Origin of the sequence: Acinetobacter sp. 2JN-4 (assembly GCF_003687745.1) — a bacterium.
In the GTDB taxonomy this organism is placed as follows: Bacteria; Pseudomonadota; Gammaproteobacteria; order Pseudomonadales; family Moraxellaceae; genus Acinetobacter; species Acinetobacter halotolerans.
Genome location: NZ_RDNY01000010.1, coordinates 103,713 through 126,009 on the forward strand (window position 1 = coordinate 103,713; position 22,297 = coordinate 126,009).

Sequence of the window (22,297 nt, forward strand, 5' to 3'; positions counted from 1 at the left end):
TGATTGTATTTTTAATAAAGAGTTTTTATTTTATATTATTGATTTTTATAATTTATTTTATTGTTTGTTTGTGGTTGGTTGATATATTTTATATTCCTTGAAATTGTGCATTTTTTCTCTTTTTGATCGAATTTTATTTAAAAATTGGATTTTATGTGAAATTTCAACTAAACATGGGTGGAGTTTTGAAAATCATCCACCTTATATTTTATTTGAAGATAATGTTGCGATTAAAATGATTTGTTTTGCCTAGATAATAATAAATTGCTGAGCCGATTTAAAAATTGTGGACTAATACTAGATAATTGATACATGAGTTTTGATTTCATTCCTACCGGAGTATGTGTTGGGAGGAGGAGATGGTTTTTTTGTAGTGCTAAATTAAATACCTGTTTAGCTACATCGGTTGGAGTTAAATCAACGCCGATATTCTGAATACTTGCTGCATCCATATTTTTAATCATATCGGTTTTTACAAATAAAGGCATAACATCTAACACGCGAATATTATATTTTTGCCATTCTACATCGAGTGCTTCGGTTAAACCGCGCACTGCAAACTTGCTGGCAGAATAGGATGCTAAATCTGCTTGACCATAAATTGCTGACGCTGAAGAGAGATTAATCACACGAGCAAAACTGGCATTTTTAAGATATGGAAAAGCAGTATGACAGCCGTTTAAAACCCCTTTGATATTAATATCCATCGTACGCTGGTGTGATTGAATTGAAGTCTGTTCAAATGCACCAGAATATAAAATTCCAGCATTATTGATTAAAATATTCAGTTCACCTGCCCAGTGTTGAAACTCTTGTAGCGCGATTTGCCATTGGTGATCATTGCTCACATCTAGGTATCCCGCTTTAGCATTTCCCCCAAGTTCTTGAGCTAAAGCTTGAGCCTGTTGTTCATTGATATCATAGATTCCGACTCTGAAGCCTTTTTGATGAAAAAGTCGAGCGATTTCCGCACCGATTCCTTGGGCTGCTCCAGTGATAAAAACGCTATACTGCATGGCTTTCCTTTATATTGATATTTCTTGAGTGGGTGTATATTACGCATAAGCTGCTTTATGCTGCAACAATTCGGCTGTATTGGGTTTGGGAGATCATCATGGAAAAGTTATTAGAAATCATGCAACAGTTACGAGGAAAATGTCCATGGGATCAACAACAAACACCAAGCAGTTTGACGCGTTACGCCATTGAAGAGGCTTATGAGGTTGAAGCTGCGATTCGAGCAGGGGATTTAGATGAAATCCGTAATGAGCTAGGAGACTTGTTACTCCAAGTCGTATTCCAAGCGCAAATGTTTAGTGAGCAAGGCGCATTTGATTTTCAAGATGTTGTGGGTGCGATCAGTGAGAAACTCATTCGCCGTCATCCGCATGTATTTCAAGCTGAAAAATTTCAAAATTTAAGTTCCGAACAAGTTAGTGCGTTATGGAAACAAATTAAGCAGCAAGAGAAACAGGGCAAAACTCAGTCGCGTTTAGACGAGATCAAACATGCACCTGCACTGGTGCAGGCTCATGAAATCCAGCACAAAGCAGCACAACTCGGTTTTGACTTTGAAACAGTAGAAGATGCCTATGAAAAATTGGATGAGGAATTGGCAGAGTTACAGCAAGCGATAAAAAACCAAAAAGCCGATGAAATAGAAGAAGAATTTGGTGACTGTCTATTTTCTTTGATCAATGTAGGACGTAAACTTGGGCTGTCGAGTGAGACAGCACTGTTGGCAACGATTCATAAATTTAGACATCGCTTTGCATTTATTGAACAACAGGCACAACGGCAACAGAAAGACTTGCAAGAAATGAGTTTGACAGAAATGGACGAACTATGGGAGCAAGCAAAACATAGGGTCTATTGAAATTTGACAGATGCTTGCGACGGAAGATATTTTTTAGTCGATACAAGGCATGACTTACGAAATTTAGTCATTCTAAATAAGCAAGGCATAACACAGTAGCGGCAAAAAATGTTTACGTCCCGAAGGGTTATGGCTAAAACTGCCCCAAACATCGTTATGAAACTTGACAAGGGGGTTCCATTGCCTGCGTTTCATGCCTTGTTTGAGTGGTTTTAGCCTATAACGCAATGCATGGCTCAAATATCAATAGACCCTCATTAAAACTTCAGGGGACATCCAATGAATTTGCCGCAACTCAGCAGCAAACATAATATTTTTTTGTGCATCGTTTTATGCTTGGGTTTGGTACCGAGTATTCATGCACAGCAGTTTGATCAATCCTATGAAAAATGGAAAGCGCAGCAGCAAACACGTGATCAACAATTGGCGAGTCAGCCTAATAATAACTATTATCTATCACGACCTACACAGCAGCAAACAACCAAGCCAGTTTCATCTTCTGTAAATATTCGTGGTGATAAAATTAGTTTAAATCATGCGAACTTACAGCAGTTGCAAACTTTAGCAGGTGTCGGGGAGAAAAAGGCGCAAGCTATTGTTGAGTATCGTCAAAAGAATGGTGGCTTTAAAATGGTGGATGAACTGATGAATGTAAAAGGAATAGGACCAAAGTTACTTGAAAGGAATAAAGCAAGACTGGTGCTTTAAAAGAGGTTTTGTTATGAAATCACACATTAAACGCATCGATCTATTGAATCTTCAACAGAATAAATTGCCCTTTGTGTGTGTTAGAGCTATGATTAGCGACAAATTGTTATTTACGTCCTGACGTAGGAGACAGTGTCTTTTGCAAACTTTGCGTGCGTCAAAATGTGGGTTATCCACAACTCAACTTCCTTCCTCCATATTAGATGTGATTGATAGCCTGACTAAAGCAGGTTATGAGGCATATATTGTGGGCGGTGGTGTTCGTGACTTGATGTTAGGTCTTAATCCGAAGGATTTTGATGCAGTTACTGATGCAACACCCGCTCAAGTGAAAGAAGTTTTTGGTCGACGTTGCCGTATTATTGGGCGACGTTTCGAATTAGCACATGTTTATTCTGGTCGCGAACTCATTGAGGTTGCGACTTTCCGTGCCCCCCCTAAAAAAGCAGTCACCAGTGCATCTGGTATGATTCTTCGTGATAATAATTGGGGAACGATTGAGCAGGATTTCGCACGTCGAGATTTCTCAATCAACACTTTGTATTATCAACCTCGTCAAGGCATTGTGCTGGATTTTTGCAATGCTGTTGAAGATGTAAAGTCACGTACCTTACGTTTTCTCGGTGAACCTGCACAACGTTTTGAAGAAGATCCAGTGCGTATGTTGCGAGCTTTACGCTTTGCGGCGAAACTGAATTTTCAAATTGATCAATCGATTCTCGATGTATTTAATCCAGACATGACGCAGCTATTGCGTGATGTTTCGCCACATCGTTTATATGATGAATCGCAAAAGCTCTTTACCATGGGACACTTAACACGAGTGTTACCGATGTTGATTGATTTTGGGGTATGGAAGCAGTTATTTGCTGAAATTCCACCGAATATCACCGCATTTATAGAGCGTGCGGCTCGAAATACTGATCAACGGATTCAAATTGGGAAAACCATCAATCCTGCATTCTTTTATGCAGTATTACTATGGAAACCGTTTTTAGAGCGTTGTGACTTTTATTTAAATAAAGGGATTGTTCCTGCTGAAGCGCGTGCTCAAGCTGGTCTGGATGTGTTGAAGCGTCAAGCAACGCGAACGATTATTCCACGCTTTGCTGAAACTTTTATCCGTGAAGTTTGGGAAATGCAAACGCGTTTGTTGAATCCTAAACCACAGCAAATAGAAGCTTTGGCTGGGCATGCACGCTTCCGTGCTGGATTTGATTTCTTGTTACTTCGTGAGAAATCTGGCGATACCCAAACTGAAGGTATGGGTGTTTGGTGGGAAAACTACCAAGAAATGTCAGCTGATCAAAAAGAAGCGGCGATTCGTCAGTACAATCGTCAGCGCACAAGAACTCGTCGCAAGGTTGCTGATGCGGATGATATTAAAGTTACTGAAATAGAATCTTTAGTGAATGAGCCAGAACCAAGAAATCGTCGTGCGAAGAAAGAACGTGTGAGAGCACCTGAGTCGGCGAATCGATTCGCTGAAAAAGCAACGATGGACCCGCATAAGATTCATGCAGATCATCCGATTCTCAAGCGTAAGCGTGTTCAACGTGATTTGAGCCAAGTGGTATTTGGACCAACGCAATGACAATTCGCACTTTTATTGGTCTTGGAAGTAATTTAGGTGATTCGCAACAGATTTTAAAAGAAGCTGTTGCGAAACTCTCGACTTTAGGTTCTGTAAAGGTTTCCAAGCTCTATCAAAGTCCACCGATGGGGCCTCAAGATCAACCCAATTTCTTAAACGCGGTTGTTCAACTGGATACCACGCTTGCACCTCTGGCTTTATTGGATCAATTACAACACTTTGAGCAAGAAGCAGGGCGTGTACGTTTACGTCGTTGGGGCGAGCGCACCCTTGATCTAGACTTACTGATCTATGGTCAAGAGCAAATACATAATGAACGTTTGACTGTACCTCACGCGGGGATTCTTGAGCGTGATTTTGTGGTTATTCCTTTATTAGATTTAGATGCCGATTTACAGTTAAATGGTCATCCGTTAAAAGATTTAGAACTGGTACAGCAAGCAAACTTGATTGTAATCGTAAATCAGTCTTGGGCAAACGCTTAAGATTATTTTGTTCTGGAAATGCCTGTAGAGGACATCATCATGATTAGTCTAAGTGACTTAAGAAAGTTTAAAGCCGAAGGACGCAAGTTTTCTTGCCTAACTTGCTACGATGCAAGTATGGCGAAAGCAATGGAATTGGCTGAAATTGATACGATTTTAATCGGTGATTCTCTCGGAATGGCGATTCAGGGAAGAGATTCAACACTTCCTGTCACGGTTGAAGATATGGCTTATCATACAGCCGCTGTGCGCCGTGGTAATGCTCATGCCCTCATTATGACGGACTTACCCTTCATGAGCTATGCAACACTTGAAGATGGTTTGAAAAATGCTAGAGCAGTCATGCAAGTTGGCGCACAAATGATCAAGATTGAAGGCGGGGCTTGGCTGAGTGAGTTGGTTCAAGTCTTGACCCGTAACGGCGTTCCTGTTTGTGTACATTTGGGCTTAACACCACAATCCGTACATGTATTTGGTGGTTATAAGCTTCAAGCGAGAACGCGCGAAGCGGCAGATCAATTGATTGCTGACTGCCAAGCGGTTGTGGATGCTGGTGCGGCTGTTTTATTGCTCGAATGTGTTCCTGCGCAACTCGGTAAAGAAATCGCTGAGTTATTCCCAAATACACCTGTGATTGGGATTGGTGCAGGTAATGAAACGGATGGACAAGTGCTCGTTGCACAAGACATGTTGGGCTTAACTTTTGGGCGTGTTGCACGTTTTGTTCGTAATTTTATGAAAGAGCAGGCCGGTGAAACTGCTATTTTAGATGCATTTAAAGCGTATCATGCTGCAGTTCAAGATCAGTCTTTCCCTGCAAAAGAACATACTTTCCAAGTTGAGCTTTGATTCATGAAAACAGAAACAACGATACAAGGCTTAACTGCGTCGCTTGCACCTGCACGCAGTACAAAAAAAATGATTGGTTTCGTGCCGACGATGGGAAATTTGCACGAAGGTCATTTGACTTTGGTGCGTGCTGCAAAAAAGATCTGTGATGTAGTGGTGGTCAGTATTTTTGTCAATCCAATTCAGTTTGGTGTGGGCGAAGATTTTGATAGTTATCCCCGTACTTTAGAGCAAGATAGTCGGCTATTGGCTGATGTGGGTTGCGATATTATTTTTGCACCTTCTGTTGAGCAAATGTATGGCAAGCATCCTCGTTTGACCAATATTCGTGTGAATCAAATCACCGAAGATTTATGCGGTCAGTCACGCCCAGGCCATTTTGATGGGGTCGCTGTGGTGGTCACTAAGTTGTTCAATATTGTGCAACCTGACTATGCCTTTTTTGGTGAAAAAGACTATCAGCAGTTGGCTGTGATTCGTCAGTTGGTCCAAGACTTGAACATGCCACTTGAAGTCATTGGTGTGCCGATTGTGCGTGCTGAAGATGGTTTGGCATTAAGCTCACGCAATGGATATTTGTCTGAACAACAACGAGCTGTTGCACCTACAATTTATCAATCGTTAAAACAAGCTGAGCAACAATTGCATGAGGGACAAGCACTTTCCGAAGTGTTAGCAAATGTCTCCGCTCAATTGACACACGCTGGGTTCATTGTGGATTATGTGGAAGCTCGGCAAACCAACTTGCAACCTATAGAACGATTTGACCAAGATTTGGTTTTATTTATTGCTGCAAAACTAGGTGCAACACGTTTGATTGATAATTTACAAATACATTTTAAAACTTAGAACTTGAAAAATAAAAAGGGCAAAATGCCATGAAGCGTATTCTTATCGTCACAGGACAATCTGGCTCAGGGAAATCCTCTGCATTACAAGTGCTCGAAGATCTGGGATATTATTGTATAGATAACTTACCTTTGGCATTGTTGCCTGAAATAGTGGCAAAACTGGATCGTGAAAATAATCTGGAACAACTTGCTTTAGGTGTCGATGTTCGAAGTACTCGTGCAGATATGCAAGAGTTCGATCAAGTTTTCGACCAATTACAAAAACATGGGTCAGTGGATATTATTTATTTAACCACGCAAGATCAAAATTTGATTGCACGTTTTAGTGCGTCACGAAGACCGCATCCTTTGGCGAATCGTTTTAATAGCCTGTTGCAATGTATACAGGAAGAAAAACAACTTTTAATTCCGATACAATTCCGCTCTACAGTGCATATTGATACCTCGGATAAAAGTGTCCATGATTTAAAGCATATTTTGTTGTCTAAACTTGGGCAATCGAACAATTTGATTGTTATTTTACAGTCCTTTGGTTATAAGCACGGTATTCCTCTGGATGCGGATTATGTATTTGATGTACGTCATCTACCTAATCCGCATTGGGATTTAGAGTTACGTCGTTTTTCTGGCTTGGATGAGCCGGTACGTCGTTTTTTAGAGAGTAGTCAGCAAACTAATGAAATGTTTGAAGATATTTATGCTTTCTTAGATAAATGGTTGCCTGCCTTTGCAGAGGGACATCGCCACTATATGACCATTTCAGTGGGATGTACTGGCGGGCAACATCGTTCAGTTTATATTGTGGATAGACTCAAACAAGCCCTTGAGGCAAAATGGGCTGTCCAAATCTTACATAGAGAAATGAAGCACTGGTCATGATAGACACAACGATTGATGTAATTAATAAACTCGGCTTACACGCGCGCGCATCTGGTAAACTTATTGAAGTGACGACGAAGTTTCGTTCTTCTATCCAAATTGGTAAGGGCGATAAGTTGGTTGATGCAAAAAATATTATGTCGTTGTTGATGTTGGGCGCTGGTAAGGGCACCACATTAAAATTAGTCATTGAAGGTGCTGATGAAGAAAAGGCACTGGAAGAAATTCAATCGCTGTTCGCAGCAAAATTTTATGAGGCAGAGTAATAGTGTCACGTCGTACCCAGCAGCGTTATACCGATGAAGATTTCGAGTCATTAGAAGGGCGTGCAAGTAGAACTGAGCAAAAAAAAGCAGTACAGCGCATGGCCGCTTTGGGTGAACAACTGGCTCAATTGAATCCAAAACAGATTCAAAAATTGCCTGTCGATGAGCGTTTAATTGATGCACTGCTTGATGTACAAACGATTAGTTCATATGAAGCAAAACGTCGTCAGTTTCTAAGAATTGGTAAATTATTGCGCAATGAAAATGAAACAACGATTTTATCTTATCTAACCCCACAGCAAGGTGCGAAGAAACAAGCACAGTTGTTACGTTGGGTCGATCGTATGATTGATCAGGGTGATCCAATCATTAATGAATTTAGTAAAGTCTATAATGCCTCTGAACGCCATACTTTACGGCAGCATGTATTGCGTATTCATCGTGATGTTAAACGAGAAGTGAGTGAAGAAGAGCTAGCAGCCTCTAAGCTTAAATTAGTGAACTATGTACAGCAAGTGGCGTTGTTATCTGAACAAGGCTAAAGACTAAAAAGAAGTTTCATTTGAAACTTCTTTTTTTTTGGGATTAATTTCCAAACTCACCTGACGCACGTTGTTTAGCCCACTCGCGTAAAATAAATTTCTGTAATTTACCTGTCGATGTTTTTGGAATTTCAGTAATCACGATATCTTTAGGAACTTTAAAGCGAGCTAGCTCTTTGTGACAGTGGGCAATGATCTCTTCTGTTGACGTAGATGCGCCTTGTTTTAATTCAATAAATGCACATGGTACTTCTTGCCAGCGAGGATCTGGCTTTGCCACCACAGCTGCCGTTAATACTGCGGGGTGACGATAGAGCACATCCTCAACTTCTAAAGATGAAATATTTTCGCCACCTGAAATAATAATATCTTTAGAGCGGTCGGTAATTTTGGCATAGCCATCAGGATGACAGACGGCTAAATCACCAGTATGGAACCAGCCTCCTTTAAACGCCTCTTCCGTTGCTTGAGGGTTTTTCAAATAACCTTTCATGACGATATTGCCACGGAACATAATTTCTCCCATGGTTTGACCGTCATTCGGTACAGGTTGCATGGTCTCTGGATCAAGTACACGCATACTATCTTGCAACGGATATGGCACACCTTGACGGGAATGAAGCTGAGCTTGTTCCTGAATAGATAAATCACTCCAGCCTGCTTGCGTAGCGCAAAGTGCTGAAGGGCCATAGGTCTCGGTTAAACCATACACATGATTGACATTGATGCCTATATGATGCATTCCTTCAATGATAGCAACGGGAGGGGCGGCACCAGCGACCATAACTTCAACATGGTGTTCAAATGCTATTTTTTGTTCTTGAGGTGCATTGATCAACATGGATAAAACAATGGGCGCACCACAGAAATAATCAACTTTGTGCTTTGCAATATATTTAAAGACCAACGTTGGATCTACACGGCGTAAGCAAATATTAGTACCACCACTGGCTGCAATCGACCATGCAAAACACCAACCATTGCAATGAAATAGCGGGAGTGTCCATAGATACACCGCGCGTGGTTTCATCCCACAAGCTAAAATATTGCTTGCAGCATTGAGGTAGGCTCCTCGATGGTGATAGACCACACCTTTTGGATTACCTGTTGTGCCTGAGGTGTAATTTAGACTGATCGCATCCCATTCATCTTGAGGTAAATGCCATTCAAACTCAGGATCACCTTGAGCGATCCAAGATTCATATTCGTATTGTCCAATGGCAATTTGCTCACCATCGAATTCGGCATCAAACACATCAATCACAATAATTTCTTGTGCGATAAGTGTGAGTGCTTCTTCAGCGATTGGGCGAAATTCAGGATCAACCAATAGGACTTTTGCCTCAGCATGTTCAAGCATAAAGGCAATGGTTTTTGCATCAAGGCGAGTATTTAAGGTATTTAAAACCGCACCAGCCATCGGTACAGCAAAATGTGCTTCAATCATGGCAGGGATATTGGGCAATAACACCGAGACGGTATCATTTTTCTGAATGCCTAATTTTTGGAGTTGATGGGAGAATTGACGGCAGCGTTGATAGGTTTGTTTCCATGTAATATGACGTTCACCATGAATAATCGCAGCTTGATCTGGATAAATATAAGCGGCACGTTCTAAATAGCGTAATGGTGATAAGGCTACGAAGTTTGCGGGTGTTTGTGGTAACTCATCATATGCACTAACCATGTGTATTGCTCCGTGAATGTTATTGTCATCTTTAACTAGATCAACATAGTGTTTAGTTCAATCTAAATCATTTAGGCTTTAGTCTGAGAGAAAACCTTGAATGAACTTGGGTTTTTATGACACAAAGGTTTCATCCTAGCCTAAACCTGTGTAAAATCTTCGATACTTTTTATCCGCCGTTTTTTATCTTTTGGGGTTTACCTCAATACATAATCTCGCGGTGATATGCTCCTTCGTAGAGGGCATCACTCCTTAAGGATTTTATTATGCCAATCATTACTTTACCAAATGGTGATCAGAAACAATTTGATCAGCCGATATCCGTGATGGAACTAGCTCAAAGTATTGGGCCTGGTCTTGCAAAAAATACCGTTGCGGGACGTATCAATGATCGTTTGGTGGATGCTTCTGATCTCATCACAGAAGATGCAACAGTTCAAATTATTACGCCTAAAGATGAAGATGGTTTAGAAATCATTCGTCATTCATGCGCACACCTCGTTGGACATGCGGTTAAGCAATTGTTCCCAGAAGCGAAAATGGTAATTGGCCCTGTTATTGAAGAAGGCTTTTACTACGATATCTGGATGCCACGTCCCTTTACATTAGATGATATGGCTGCGATTGAAGCGCGCATGAAACAGCTCATTGATCAAGATTACGACGTTATTAAGAAAATGACGCCACGTGATGAAGTGATTGCTGAGTTCACCGCACGTGGCGAAGAATACAAATTACGTTTGATCTCAGACATGCCAAATGAAACACAAATGGGCTTGTACTATCATCAAGATTATTTGGATATGTGCCGCGGTCCGCACGTACCAAACACTAAATTTTTAAAATCATTCAAGCTCACTAAAATCTCTGGTGCTTACTGGCGTGGTGATGCGAAAAATGAACAGCTACAACGTATCTATGGTACAGCTTGGGCTGATAAGAAACAGTTAGCTGCATATATTAAACGTATTGAAGAAGCTGAAAAGCGTGACCATCGTAAAATTGGTAAAGCTTTAGACTTGTTCCACATGCAAGAAGAAGCACCGGGTATGGTGTTCTGGCATCCGAACGGCTGGACCATTTACCAAGTGCTTGAACAGTACATGCGTAAAGTTCAGCAAGACAATGGTTACCAAGAGATCAAGACACCACAAATTGTTGATTTTACCTTGTGGGAAAAATCTGGACATGCGGCAAACTATGCAGAAAACATGTTTACGACGCACTCAGAAAGTCGTAACTATGCAGTAAAGCCAATGAACTGCCCATGTCACGTACAGGTCTTTAACCAAGGCTTAAAATCTTACCGTGATTTACCAATTCGTTTGGCTGAGTTTGGTTCTTGTCATCGTAATGAACCATCAGGTTCTTTACACGGTATTATGCGTGTTCGTGGATTTACGCAAGACGACGCCCATATTTTCTGTACCAAAGAGCAAATTGGTAAGGAAGTCGCTGACTTTATTAAACTGACTTTAGATGTTTATAAAGATTTTGGCTTTGAAGAAGTACAAATGAAATTGTCAACACGTCCAGAAAAGCGTGTGGGTGATGATGCACTTTGGGACATCGCTGAGAAATCTTTGGCAGATGCACTGGATGATGCTGGCTTGGCTTGGGACTTGCAACCTGGTGAAGGGGCATTTTATGGTCCGAAAATTGAATTTTCATTGAAAGATTGCTTAGGTCGTGTATGGCAATGCGGTACAATCCAGTGTGATTTCAACTTGCCGATTCGTTTAGATGCCTCTTATGTCACAGAAGATAACGATCGTGATCAACCAGTCATGTTACATCGTGCAATTCTTGGCAGTTTTGAGCGTTTTATTGGTATACTAATTGAACACTACGCTGGTTTCATGCCACCTTGGCTTGCTCCTATTCAAGCTTGTGTAATGAATATTACCGATTCACAAGCTGAAGCATGCGAACAAGTGGTTGCAAAACTCAAAGAAAATGGTCTTCGTACTATTTCTGACTTGAGAAATGAAAAAATCGGATTTAAGATTCGTGAGCGTACCCTAGAGCGTATTCCTTATCTTTTGGTTCTTGGTGATCGAGAAGTTGAAGAAGGTACCGTAAATGTGCGTACTCGCTCAGGAAAAAATTTAGGTACTATGTCAATCGATGCATTTGTTGACTTAGTGAAATCTGCCGTCGCCGAACGTGGCCGGTACATTGTGGAGTAATAAAGATTAAACAGCCTGACCGTAACCAACAACAAGGTGCTAAAAGTAACCGTCCTGCCATTAACGATGAGATTCGTGCAAAAGAAGTACGTCTTGTCGCAGCTGATGGTGAACAAAAAGGGGTCGTTTCATTAACTGAAGCGTTGCGTGCTGCTGAAGAAGCGCATCTTGACCTTGTTGAGATTGTTGCTAATGCAGAACCACCTGTTTGTAAAATCATGGATTACAACAAGCACTTGTTTGACCTAAAGCAAAAGCAAAAAGATGCGAAGAAGAAACAGCATCAAGTACAAGTGAAAGAAATCAAGTTACGTCCTGCAACGGATGTGGGTGATTATCAGATAAAATTGCGTGCAATTTTACGTTTCCTTGAAGAGGGAAATAAAGTGAAAATTACCTTGCGTTTCCGTGGTCGTGAGATGGCGCATCAACAGCTTGGTTTAGTTCAGTTGCAAAAAATTGAAGCTGATGTGGCTGATTTTGGTGTTATTGAACAAGCACCAAAAATGGAAGGCCGTCAAATGGGCATGTTACTGGGCCCGAAAAAGAAAAAGTAATTTTTCTTGATAAAAAAGCACCGCAATAAGCGGTGCTTTTTTTTTTGCAAAAAATATTTATTCAATAACGATACTCATTAAATATTTAAGCTAATTCATGATAAATTTACTTGAATATTAAACTATTTCTAGAGGGGCACATACGAATGTCTACAATAAATGGTACACATGAATTATCTGAAATAAATCAAAAAGTGGTTCAGGATGGAGAGGTTCTACCTCAAGTCAGATTAAAAGATGGCAGTCAGGTTCAAACAGGGACTGTGGCAACTATGTTGCATAACATTGGTTTATATAATGCGGGTGCGCGTGGTGAGGTCGAGCAGGAGTTAGTATTTGCTATTCCAACTTTAGTTAAAGTTGGATTGTTCGACTTATTTACAGTGGAAGAATGGATCAATGGTGAAAATGCAGGACGACGATTTGTCGGTGAAAAAGCCAAAGCATACTTGGCAAGCCAGTAGTTTTCCTTTCATCAGCTCATTGAAAAGGTGTATTTTATTGTTTTGTTTCGTATTGGAATAATACGAAGCGCCGATTAAATATGTTATAACGCGATAAACAGTCATGATAACGATGAATAGGATAATATAAATGATTGACTTATATTATTGGGGTACACCCAATGGGCATAAAATAACAATTGCTTTAGAAGAAATGGGACTTGCATATCAAATTTTCCCTATCAATATTTTAGAGAATGATCAGTTTCAGCCTGACTTTTTAAGAATCTCTCCGAATAATAAAATTCCTGCGATAGTTGATCAGAATGGACCACGTGGTGAATCTATTTCTGTGTTTGAGTCTGGTGCGATACTACAATATTTGGGGCGAAAGACGGGATTATTCTATCCAAGTGATGAGCAAGAACGTGTTGAAGTTGAGCAATGGTTGATGTGGCAAATGGGTGGATTCGGGCCAATGCTTGGTCAGAATCATCATTTTAATAAGTTTGCTGCTGAACGTATTCCCTATGCGATTGATCGTTATATTAATGAAACTAAACGTCTCTATGGGGTGTTGAATAAACAACTGATTGGACAGAAATTTGTTGCGGGAGAATATTCAATTGCGGATATGGCGATTTTACCTTGGGCATTACGCTATGAATGGCAAGGTATTCAACTCGACGATTATCCTTATGTGAAAGATTATATTGAGCGCTTAACTGCTCGTCCTGCGATCCAAAAAGCCTTGTCGATTAAAGTTTAATGGTTCTGAAAAATACGGGGCGGCAGAACTATTTAAAGCATTGGGCAATTGCAATGGGATTGCTCTTCATCACAGTAATCTTTTGCGCTCAGCTGCAAAAGCTATATTCAGAGGCCCATTTAGCGATCTTGGTTTTTGCTTTGATTGGTGTTTTAGGGCTTTTATTTTCTGCGTTATTTGCTTGGCTGCAAGTAGAAACTAGAAACTCATATTATAGCACATGGCTTTTTGTTGGTATTCAAAGCCTGTCGTTATTGTTAAGCACTTATCTTTATCATACGGTATCCATTGACTGGGCGGCAGTTTCAGATGGGGATACTCAACTCACCTTGTACCAAGAAATTGTAACCTCAGATCTCACCTTCTGGATGGCTTTTATTTTCCCATTTCTTTTCTCAATCCTTACTTATGTTATTCGATCCAAGTTAGCTCGGATGAAGAATTAGACATTTCAAAAACCGTGATCTAATCAGGGTGTGAATAACTATTTTATAGTTGTGTAATTTTTAAACTAAAATTGGCTTGATCATTATAGGATAGTTTAATCATAAAAAAGCATAGTCAGTCATGAAGCAAATAATTTCAACACGTTATTTAAATAAGCTTGGTTTTGATGGGGACTTCACACCGACGCAGGATAATCTAAAGACATTATTAAGCTTGCATGTGCAGCACATTCCTTTTGGTAATATTGCTTCTTTTTTGGGAGAAGAGGTTTCATTAGAACCTGATCGACTTGTTCAGAAGTTATTAATCGAAAATCGGGAAGGGTATTGTTTAGAACACAGTACGTTAACCAGAATTGCGTTAACTGAATTGGGATATGACGCATTTAACGTGTTAGGTCGAGTGTATTATCAAAGTACCCACACCGTAGCGCCAGTACGCACGCACTTGGTAACATTGGTTCGACTTGATCAACAATTATTTTTATATGATCCAGGGTTTGGTGGTATGACACCGACAACCATTTTGTCTTTTGAGGCGATCGGGAAAATGCAACCAACGCCATTAGAGCCTTTCAGATTCGTTGATATTGCAGCGTGTGGAATTGATGCTTCGCTGCTGACGGATATGAAATATATGTTGCAAGTCTTTCTGCATGATGAATGGGTCAATGTATATGCCATTAATCCTGAGCAAAAGATTGCCCCAGCCGATGCTATGATTGCAAATTGGTATATATCCACATCACCTGAATCATTATTTACACAGCATTTGATGCTATTTACGGTCAATTCAGAGAGTAGAGTGACTTTAAAAGACCGTGTATTAAGGATACATGGCAAAGAAAGGTCGGATAAAAAGATTTTATCTACTTTTAGTGATTTTGAGGAAACCATGAAAACTGTTTTGCGAATTAATCTTGAACAAGAGCAATTGCAACAACTGTGGGAAAAATTAGCTTTAAATCAATAATTACAAGTTATGTTGTTTGGGTAATGCCTGTATGCTTTGCCCAAGTCTGAGTGAAACTTTGAATTGATGTCTTATTTTTTATTATTTATATCCGCTTTTGGGGCTGCAACGTTACTCCCTTTGCAGTCAGAAGCTGTCTTAATGACGCTGTTGATACAAGGTCTTTCAAATCCCTTTTATTTACTTCTCGTGGCAACCATTGGTAATGTGCTAGGTTCATGTGTGAATTGGTGGTTGGGGTTAAAAATAGAACATTTTAAGGATAAAAAATGGTTTCCAGTTTCTCAACCTCGTTTAGAACAAGCCCAGCAGATTTATCATAAATATGGTTTTTATTCCTTACTTTTGAGTTGGGTGCCTGTGATTGGGGATCCGATCACCTTGATTGCTGGATTAATGAAAGAAAAGTTTGGACGATTTTTATTGATTGTGACGATTGCCAAAGGTGGGCGTTATCTATTTATGTATGCTTTATATTTAGGGTTGTTTAGCTAAACTTCTTAACCTGTAAGGTTATTAAGAGGAGTCTGAGGCTTTTATAAATTTGTAGAGGCTCTCAAATACTCGGCTTTGAATCCATAATTTTTGCTTTAGTTTTAAGCAAAAATACTATATGATACTGCCTCCCTTACCTGCAGGTCGTTTTTGCAATGGTGCAAACGTTCCGAACAGGTGTTCAAAAGAGGTTGTTATGCCTAAGATGAAAACTCGCCGTGGTGCAGCTAAACGCTTTAAAGCGACTGCTAACGGTTTTAAGCGTAAACAAGCGTTCAAACGCCACATTTTGACCAAAAAATCTGCTAAGCGTATTCGTCAATTGCGCGGCTGTGTAATGGTTCACGTAAGTGATGTTGCATCAGTTCGTCGTATGTGCCCATACATCTAAGGAGATTATAAATGGCTCGTGTAAAACGTGGTGTAGTGGCGCATCGTCGTCACAAGAAAATTCTTGCTCGCGCTAAAGGTTACTATGGTGCTCGTTCACGCGTTTATCGCGTAGCGTTCCAAGCAGTAATCAAAGCTGGTCAATATGCTTACCGTGACCGTCGTCAGAAGAAACGTCAATTCCGTGCTTTATGGATTGCGCGTATCAATGCTGGTGCTCGTCTTAACGGTTTGTCTTATAGCCGCATGATTGATGGCTTGAAAAAAGCTCAAGTAATCATCGACCGTCGTGTATTAGCTGACATCGCTATGCATGATGCAGTTGCATTTGCTGCTTTAGCTGAAAAAGCTAAAGGTGCATTAGCTGCATAAGCTTAGAGATTCAAAAGAGACCGCTTTTTAGCGGTCTTTTTTATTTTTAGAGCATTCGGTCTAAATAATAGATAATAAGTAGAGAGATATAATATGCAAGATGAAAATTTTTTAAATGATTTAATTCAACAAGTCCAACAAGGTCATTTTTTTAAATATTTATATTTTTGGGGACATACTCCAAAGCAAACAAATATGGTTGATAAGAGTTGTTTTAGTCAGTGGTTTCCATCACCATTTACCCAGAATGGGATTGAATATCTCACCGCTGAACATTATATGATGGCACAAAAAGCTAAACTCTTTAACGATGATGAAATATTTAATCAGATTTTGAAAGTCAAACATCCGAATGAAGCAAAACAGTTAGGTCGTAAAGTACTTAACTACGATGAACAGGTGTGGCAGGAAAAACGTTTTGAAATCTTGGTAGAGGCAAACTTGGTGAAATTCTCACAGTATTCAGAATTGAGAGATTTTTTTAATTGCCACCAATGACCGTATTTTAGTTGAGGCGTCACCTGTTGATCGGGTTTGGGGTGTTGGTATGGCGCAAGATCACGAGCATGTGCAAGACCCTAGTTTGTGGAAGGGCTTAAATTTGCTCGGTTTTGCACTTATGCAGGTTCGAGCACAACTTTTGGCTCAATAGGGTTGAGTTTTTAGGTGAGGCTATGCGCATACAATATCACTTTAGACAAGTTGGCGAAGATACACATATTTGGGATGTACATCATCTCGTTGAGCTGACAAAAACGTGTATTGCCAAGAAAGTTCAACTGGTTGATATTCAGGAACTTAACGAAGCCTATTGGTTTCCAGATCAATATCCAACTACACAGCAAATCATTGAGCATTTTCAATTAGTTCAGGATGCAGATCTCAGTTATCCCATTATCTTGTGTGCTGAGGGGCGAGTCATGGATGGGATGCATCGTGTTGCTAAAGCAAGCTTACTTAAGCAAACTAGAGATTCTAGCGGTACGATTTGAGCAAACCCCTGAACCAGACTTCATCAATATTGACGAAGATGAGCTGGATTATACTGAATATTAAAGCCCAAAATAATAAGCCAATACACAGATTACGACCGTGATCAGCACCAGTTTAATCACGCTGGAGTGATTGGTCTTGTATGGACTTGTGGAAGCTGATGCGACTGGAACATCCATAGTTCGGTCATAAGGTTCCATCGGCATTTCAAAATCAATATTTTTATAATGATTGGCAATCTTAGTGATAAGTCTGCCAAATACATCATCTATTTTCTGTGCAAAGTTGCGTAAGACAATTTGTTGTTCAGGGCTAATGATTTCACCTTCATTATCATATGGATTGAGCCGTTGACTCTCAATGAAACCTGTGAGCGCGGACATACGATGCATCAATTGATGGGCTGACTCTGCTTGATAGGTTGTAGGAATAATAGCTAAGACCGTTTTATCTAAATGGCTTTGTTCTAGCTCATAGCCATAAAAAGGTAGCTCCACTTGTTCTGACTCTAAGAAGTTTTTTGCACATTTATGGTTGAAAAGCTCTTGATCAATAAATTTCTCTATTTCATGCCAATCATTATCTTTTAAATCTGAAGTAATTTTTTTAGACAGTTTTTCATTGAGTGGATAACGCCAAAAAATCTCTTGTCGGAAATTAATCTGTTGTGTAACAGGAGCTGTAAAGGGGTGGTCATAAGGGTACCATTCTGCAAGTTCATGACCGCAAATCCATGCCGCTTTATTTTTGCCTTGATGACTGACAATAAAGTGAGCGTAGGGAAGTAATTCAACGTTTGGATTGGGGTTACTTTCTTCATCGAGAATGATTGAATTATGTAGGCTTAGTTTATCCACCCCTTGTTGTTTTAATGCCTCTAACCAAACTCGAAAATGTTGTGCTAAAAGCTGTTGAGACGCTAAATCACGAAAAACCAAATGATGTTGAGCAAAGATAGGATGGTTAACCCAATCATTCATATTTAAGTCTTGCTGTAAAAACTCATTGCCATAGGTGACAAGCGTCAATTGTGCTTTCCAGATTTGATCGAGCGCCATTGTTTTTACTCTTGGTTTTTTAGCGGTAATGGCGATTTTATCAAATTGTTGCGGTATATGTTTTTTCAATCGGCTTAATCTTCAAAAAATAGATAAAAAGCTGATAAACTATAGCGTTTTATTATATTTCTATAATTTGTTGCTTTGAGAGTTACTATGTCACTGGAAGCCCTGACCACTGAAGCGCTTGCTGCCATTGCAGCGGCTCAAGACCTTGCTGCACTCGATCAAGTTCGAGTTCAATTTACAGGGAAGAAAAGCCAGCTTGCAGAACAGTCGAAAGCACTTGGAAAAATGGATCCTGAAGAGCGGAAAGTACAAGGTGCTGCGATCCACGCTGTTCGTGAAGCAATCAATGCTGCTTTGACTGAGCGTCAACAGACCTTACAGCAAGCCGAACTTGAAAAAAAATTAGCAAGTGAAACGATTGATATTACTTTACCTGGTCGCGGTCAACGCATGGGGAGTATCCATCCTGTTACTCAAGTTCAAGAGCGCATTTGCCAGTTCTTTACCAAAGCGGGTTTCCAAGTTGCACATGGGCCTGAAGTTGAAGACGATTATCATAACTTTGAAGCGCTCAATATTCCGGGACATCATCCAGCACGTGCTATGCATGATACTTTCTATTTTGATGCGACACATCTACTTCGTACCCATACATCGGGTGTGCAGATTCGTACTATGGAAAGTAATCAGCCACCTATTCGTATTGTGTGTCCGGGCCGTGTCTATCGTTGTGATTCAGATCAAACGCATTCTCCGATGTTCCATCAGATCGAAGGCTTGTATGTCGCGGAAAATACCAGCTTTGCTGAATTAAAAGGTTTATTAATTAACCTGTTGAATGAATTCTTTGAAAAAGATTTAAAAGTACGTTTCCGTCCCTCTTATTTTCCATTCACAGAGCCGAGTGCAGAAGTGGATATTATGGATGAGCGTGGGCGTTGGTTAGAAGTTTTAGGTTGTGGCATGGTGCATCCAAATGTACTGCGTGCCGCAGGGATTGATCCTGATAAATACAAAGGCTTTGCTTTTGGTTTAGGGGTAGAGCGTTTTGCGATGTTGCGTTATGGCATCAATGATTTACGTATGTTCTACCAAAATGATGTGCGTTTCTTACGCCAATTTGCCTAACAGTATTTCAGGATTAACAAAGGTTTATACAAATGAAAATTAGTGAAAATTGGTTACGCACATGGGTCAATCCAGCAATCGATAGCGAAACGCTGTCTGATCAACTCACCATGTTAGGTTTGGAAGTTGATGAATTGGCGCCTGTAGCTAAACCATTTACAGGTGTTGTGGTAGGCGAGGTCTTGACTGTTGAACAGCATCCAGATGCAGACCGTCTAAGAGTAACCACGGTGAATATTGGTTCAGATGAACCACTACAAATTGTGTGTGGTGCACCGAATGTACGTGTAGGTATGAAAGCACCTGTGGCGACTATTGGTGCAGTATTACCAGGTGATTTCAAAATTAAAAAAGGCAAGCTACGTGGTGTGGAATCACAAGGAATGCTTTGCGGTGCTTCTGAAATTGACTTAGAAGATAAAATTGATGGTTTATTAGAACTACCTGCTGACGCATCAGTCGGGATGAATATCCGTGAATATTTGAAACTTGATGACAATGTCATTGATATTAGCATCACGCCAAACCGTGGTGACTGTTTTAGTATTCGTGGTATTGCCCGTGAAATTGCCGTCATTAATAAATTAGGTGTTAATCAACCAGCGATTCAAGTCATTGCAGCAAGTATTGCCGATGAAAAATCAGTATCGATTAGCACTGAAGGTACACCACGCTATTTGGGTCGTATCATCAAAAATGTCAATGTGAAAGCAGCAACGCCTGAGTGGATGGAGCAGGCGCTCACTCGTTCTGGGATTCGTAGCCATAGTATCTTGGTCGATATTACTAACTATGTATTGCTTGAATTAGGTCAACCGATGCATGCCTTTGACTTGGCGAAAATTGCTGGCTCAATTCAAGTACGCCAAGCAAAAGTTCAAGAAAAGCTGATGCTGTTGAATGACCAAGATGTTGAATTGCAAGATGACATGATGGTGATCGCAGATGATCAAAAAGTTTTGGCGATTGCAGGGGTTATGGGTGGCTTAGATTCATCGGTTACTGATGATACACAAGATATCTTCCTTGAAAGTGCATTCTTTGCACCTTTAGCGATCGCTGGTCGTGCACGTCGTTTGGGTTTGCATACCGATTCTTCACAGCGTTATGAACGCGGTGTGGACTTTGAGTTGCCAATGATCGCAATGCACCGTGCTTGTGAACTGATTCAAGCATTTGCAGGCGGTGAATTTGGTCCAATCACGGTTGCTGAACAAGCTGAATTATTACCAAAACGCGAAACAATTCAGTTAAAGCAAAGCCAAGTTGATCAATTGTTAGGTTATCAGGTTGAAGGTGAGTTTATCGTTGATGCTTTAACTCGCCTTGGCTGTAATGTAGAGACTGTAGCCGAAGGCCAGTGGTCTGTGACTCCGCCTTCGCATCGTTATGATATGGTGATTTATCAAGACCTGATTGAAGAGGTTGCCCGTATTCAAGGCTATGACAATATTCAAATCAGTTTGCCAAAAATAGATGTGACGTTGAAAAAGTATCAAGATGGTTTTGATATTACCCAACTGCGTCAAAGTGTTGCAACTTTGGGTTATCAAGAAGCGATTAGCTTTAGCTTTGCAGATGCGAAATTGGAAAAACAACTTAATCCAAATGTACAGCCACTCATGCTTGCCAATCCAATTTCAAGTGATTTGGCGGCAATGCGTAGCACACTGTTATCTAGCTTGATTCCTTGTGTGCAATATAACTTGAATCGTCAACAACATCGTGTTCGTTTCTTTGAGTTGGGTTTGCGTTTTGACTATCAAAATGCACAAAATATTCATGACCTTAAGCAGATTCCTACATTAGCGCTTATCGCTGTAGGCTCACAAGTGCCTGAGTCGTGGCATGCTAAACCAACTGCAATGGATTTCTTTGATTTTAAAGGTGAAATTGAAGAAATTTTGGCGGCTGGACGTGTTAAGGTTGAGTTTGTTCGGACCGAGCGGGCGTGGTTGCATCCAGGACAGTCGGCTGAAGTTCTGGTTGATGGGCTGTCAATCGGTTATTTAGGGCGTTTACATCCATCTTTGGAAAATGATTTGGATTTGGGTACGACTTGGGTTGCTGAGCTCGATCAGCAAGCAGTTTTGCAATCTTATGTATCTAATTTTACAGAATTATCACGTTTTCCATCGGTTAGACGTGATATTGCGCTTTTAATCTCTGATAAGATTGTGGTGAAAGATATTCAGCGCATGATTGAACAGACTGGGGGAGAGTTACTTGACTCTACATGGTTGTTCGATGTGTATACGGGGCAAGGAGTCGAACAAGGCAAACGTTCTTTAGCTTTTGCATTGTTATGGCAGCACCCAACTCGTACGCTTGAAGATGCTGAAATCAAATCTGGTATGGATAACATTATTCAAGTGTTGGAAAACACTTATCAAGCGACATTGAGGGCCTCATGACAGCATTAACAAAAGCAGATATGGCGGACCATTTAAGTGAACTCACGAGCTTAAATCGCCGTGAAGCAAAACAAATGGTCGAATTGTTTTTTGACGAAATTAGCCAAGCATTGATTGCGGGCGAACAAGTCAAACTCTCAGGGTTTGGGAATTTTGAGTTACGTGATAAGCGTGAGCGCCCTGGCCGTAATCCAAAGACAGGTGAAGAAATTCCGATTTCTGCTCGTCGAGTTGTGACTTTTAGAGCGGGTCAGAAATTTAGACAGCGCGTTGGAAATGAGCAGATCGATTGATCTGCTTTTTTAAGCCTGAAAGAATTTTAAC

General features: G+C 40.4%; 24 protein-coding genes and 2 pseudogenes. 23 read left to right on the forward strand and 3 right to left on the reverse strand.

Annotated features, from left to right (window positions below; all coding sequences use genetic code 11):
- Window positions 1-230: 230 nt before the first annotated feature.
- Complete coding sequence (locus EAH57_RS13680; protein WP_121930540.1) at window positions 231-1,016, reverse strand: SDR family oxidoreductase; 786 nt, start codon at window positions 1,014-1,016, stop codon at window positions 231-233.
- Window positions 1,017-1,114: 98 nt separating this feature from the next.
- Between EAH57_RS13680 and mazG the strand changes: the two genes are divergently transcribed.
- From mazG to yjgA, 9 genes are all read left to right on the forward strand, one after another.
- The gene (mazG, locus tag EAH57_RS13685; protein WP_121930541.1) at window positions 1,115-1,876 is read left to right on the forward strand and encodes a nucleoside triphosphate pyrophosphohydrolase; all 762 of its coding nucleotides are present in this window, start codon (window positions 1,115-1,117) and stop codon (window positions 1,874-1,876) included.
- Window positions 1,877-2,155: 279 nt separating this feature from the next.
- Entirely contained in the window at window positions 2,156-2,584 is a 429-nt protein-coding gene (locus EAH57_RS13690; RefSeq protein WP_121930542.1) for a ComEA family DNA-binding protein, read from the forward strand.
- Between the two features lie 139 nt (window positions 2,585-2,723).
- A complete protein-coding gene (gene pcnB, locus EAH57_RS13695; protein WP_121930543.1) occupies window positions 2,724-4,178 on the forward strand; it encodes a polynucleotide adenylyltransferase PcnB in 1,455 nt (484 codons plus the stop codon).
- Window positions 4,175-4,663: a 2-amino-4-hydroxy-6-hydroxymethyldihydropteridine diphosphokinase gene (folK, locus tag EAH57_RS13700; RefSeq protein ID WP_121930544.1), complete on the forward strand. Its 489-nt coding sequence runs from the start codon at window positions 4,175-4,177 to the stop codon at window positions 4,661-4,663. The genes pcnB and folK overlap by 4 nt, the downstream gene beginning before the upstream one ends.
- 39 nt (window positions 4,664-4,702) lie before the next feature.
- Window positions 4,703-5,512 (forward strand): 3-methyl-2-oxobutanoate hydroxymethyltransferase, encoded by an 810-nt coding sequence (gene panB, locus EAH57_RS13705; RefSeq protein WP_121930545.1) that lies wholly within the window; start codon window positions 4,703-4,705, stop codon window positions 5,510-5,512.
- A gap of 3 nt (window positions 5,513-5,515) precedes the next feature.
- Entirely contained in the window at window positions 5,516-6,361 is an 846-nt protein-coding gene (gene panC, locus EAH57_RS13710; protein WP_121930546.1) for a pantoate--beta-alanine ligase, read from the forward strand.
- A 29-nt stretch (window positions 6,362-6,390) separates the two neighbouring features.
- The gene (rapZ, locus tag EAH57_RS13715) at window positions 6,391-7,242 is read left to right on the forward strand and encodes an RNase adapter RapZ (protein ID WP_121930547.1); all 852 of its coding nucleotides are present in this window, start codon (window positions 6,391-6,393) and stop codon (window positions 7,240-7,242) included.
- Entirely contained in the window at window positions 7,239-7,508 is a 270-nt protein-coding gene (locus tag EAH57_RS13720; protein WP_121930548.1) for an HPr family phosphocarrier protein, read from the forward strand. The genes rapZ and EAH57_RS13720 overlap by 4 nt, the downstream gene beginning before the upstream one ends.
- A 2-nt stretch (window positions 7,509-7,510) precedes the next feature.
- Window positions 7,511-8,050 (forward strand): ribosome biogenesis factor YjgA, encoded by a 540-nt coding sequence (yjgA, locus tag EAH57_RS13725; RefSeq protein WP_004672508.1) that lies wholly within the window; start codon window positions 7,511-7,513, stop codon window positions 8,048-8,050.
- Window positions 8,051-8,093: 43 nt separating this feature from the next.
- Here yjgA and EAH57_RS13730 read toward each other — a convergent pair whose 3' ends face one another.
- Complete coding sequence (locus tag EAH57_RS13730; protein WP_121930549.1) at window positions 8,094-9,737, reverse strand: acyl-CoA synthetase; 1,644 nt, start codon at window positions 9,735-9,737, stop codon at window positions 8,094-8,096.
- A 266-nt stretch (window positions 9,738-10,003) separates the two neighbouring features.
- Between EAH57_RS13730 and thrS the strand changes: the two genes are divergently transcribed.
- The 11 genes and pseudogenes from thrS (at window position 10,004) to EAH57_RS13785 (ending at window position 17,427) form a co-directional block, all read left to right on the forward strand.
- Entirely contained in the window at window positions 10,004-11,926 is a 1,923-nt protein-coding gene (gene thrS, locus EAH57_RS13735; RefSeq protein WP_121930550.1) for a threonine--tRNA ligase, read from the forward strand.
- Between the two features lie 5 nt (window positions 11,927-11,931).
- On the forward strand, window positions 11,932-12,483 hold the full coding sequence (gene infC / locus EAH57_RS13740; protein ID WP_081398967.1) for a translation initiation factor IF-3: 552 nt from the start codon (window positions 11,932-11,934) through the stop codon (window positions 12,481-12,483).
- A gap of 146 nt (window positions 12,484-12,629) precedes the next feature.
- A complete protein-coding gene (locus tag EAH57_RS13745) occupies window positions 12,630-12,947 on the forward strand; it encodes a hypothetical protein (RefSeq protein WP_171407474.1) in 318 nt (105 codons plus the stop codon).
- 130 nt (window positions 12,948-13,077) lie between these two features.
- Entirely contained in the window at window positions 13,078-13,695 is a 618-nt protein-coding gene (locus EAH57_RS13750; RefSeq protein WP_121930551.1) for a glutathione S-transferase N-terminal domain-containing protein, read from the forward strand.
- A complete protein-coding gene (locus EAH57_RS13755; RefSeq protein WP_121930552.1) occupies window positions 13,695-14,141 on the forward strand; it encodes a hypothetical protein in 447 nt (148 codons plus the stop codon). Before EAH57_RS13750 ends, EAH57_RS13755 begins: the two co-directional genes overlap by 1 nt.
- Window positions 14,142-14,262: 121 nt before the next feature.
- Complete coding sequence (locus tag EAH57_RS13760) at window positions 14,263-15,114, forward strand: arylamine N-acetyltransferase family protein (protein WP_121930553.1); 852 nt, start codon at window positions 14,263-14,265, stop codon at window positions 15,112-15,114.
- A 66-nt stretch (window positions 15,115-15,180) separates the two neighbouring features.
- Window positions 15,181-15,609 (forward strand): YqaA family protein, encoded by a 429-nt coding sequence (locus EAH57_RS13765; RefSeq protein WP_121930554.1) that lies wholly within the window; start codon window positions 15,181-15,183, stop codon window positions 15,607-15,609.
- 196 nt (window positions 15,610-15,805) lie between these two features.
- Entirely contained in the window at window positions 15,806-16,000 is a 195-nt protein-coding gene (gene rpmI / locus EAH57_RS13770) for a 50S ribosomal protein L35 (protein WP_004278281.1), read from the forward strand.
- Between the two features lie 11 nt (window positions 16,001-16,011).
- A complete protein-coding gene (gene rplT, locus EAH57_RS13775) occupies window positions 16,012-16,371 on the forward strand; it encodes a 50S ribosomal protein L20 (RefSeq protein WP_004664213.1) in 360 nt (119 codons plus the stop codon).
- A gap of 93 nt (window positions 16,372-16,464) precedes the next feature.
- A pseudogene (locus EAH57_RS13780) lies at window positions 16,465-17,023 on the forward strand (NADAR family protein).
- Between the two features lie 22 nt (window positions 17,024-17,045).
- Window positions 17,046-17,427, forward strand: a pseudogene (locus EAH57_RS13785) (hypothetical protein).
- Here EAH57_RS13785 and EAH57_RS13790 read toward each other — a convergent pair.
- The gene (locus tag EAH57_RS13790; RefSeq protein ID WP_121930555.1) at window positions 17,424-18,422 is read right to left on the reverse strand and encodes a hypothetical protein; all 999 of its coding nucleotides are present in this window, start codon (window positions 18,420-18,422) and stop codon (window positions 17,424-17,426) included. The pseudogene EAH57_RS13785 and the gene EAH57_RS13790 overlap by 4 nt on opposite strands.
- 156 nt (window positions 18,423-18,578) lie before the next feature.
- Between EAH57_RS13790 and pheS the strand changes: the two genes are divergently transcribed.
- Genes pheS through EAH57_RS13805 form a run of 3 tightly spaced genes read left to right on the forward strand, consistent with a single transcriptional unit; the run spans window position 18,579 to window position 22,266 of the window.
- Window positions 18,579-19,559 (forward strand): phenylalanine--tRNA ligase subunit alpha, encoded by a 981-nt coding sequence (pheS, locus tag EAH57_RS13795; RefSeq protein WP_121930556.1) that lies wholly within the window; start codon window positions 18,579-18,581, stop codon window positions 19,557-19,559.
- 32 nt (window positions 19,560-19,591) lie between these two features.
- A complete protein-coding gene (pheT, locus tag EAH57_RS13800) occupies window positions 19,592-21,973 on the forward strand; it encodes a phenylalanine--tRNA ligase subunit beta (RefSeq protein WP_121930557.1) in 2,382 nt (793 codons plus the stop codon).
- Window positions 21,970-22,266, forward strand: a complete 297-nt coding sequence (locus tag EAH57_RS13805; protein ID WP_000126166.1) for an integration host factor subunit alpha — start codon at window positions 21,970-21,972, stop codon at window positions 22,264-22,266. The genes pheT and EAH57_RS13805 overlap by 4 nt, the downstream gene beginning before the upstream one ends.
- Window positions 22,267-22,297: the final 31 nt, after the last annotated feature.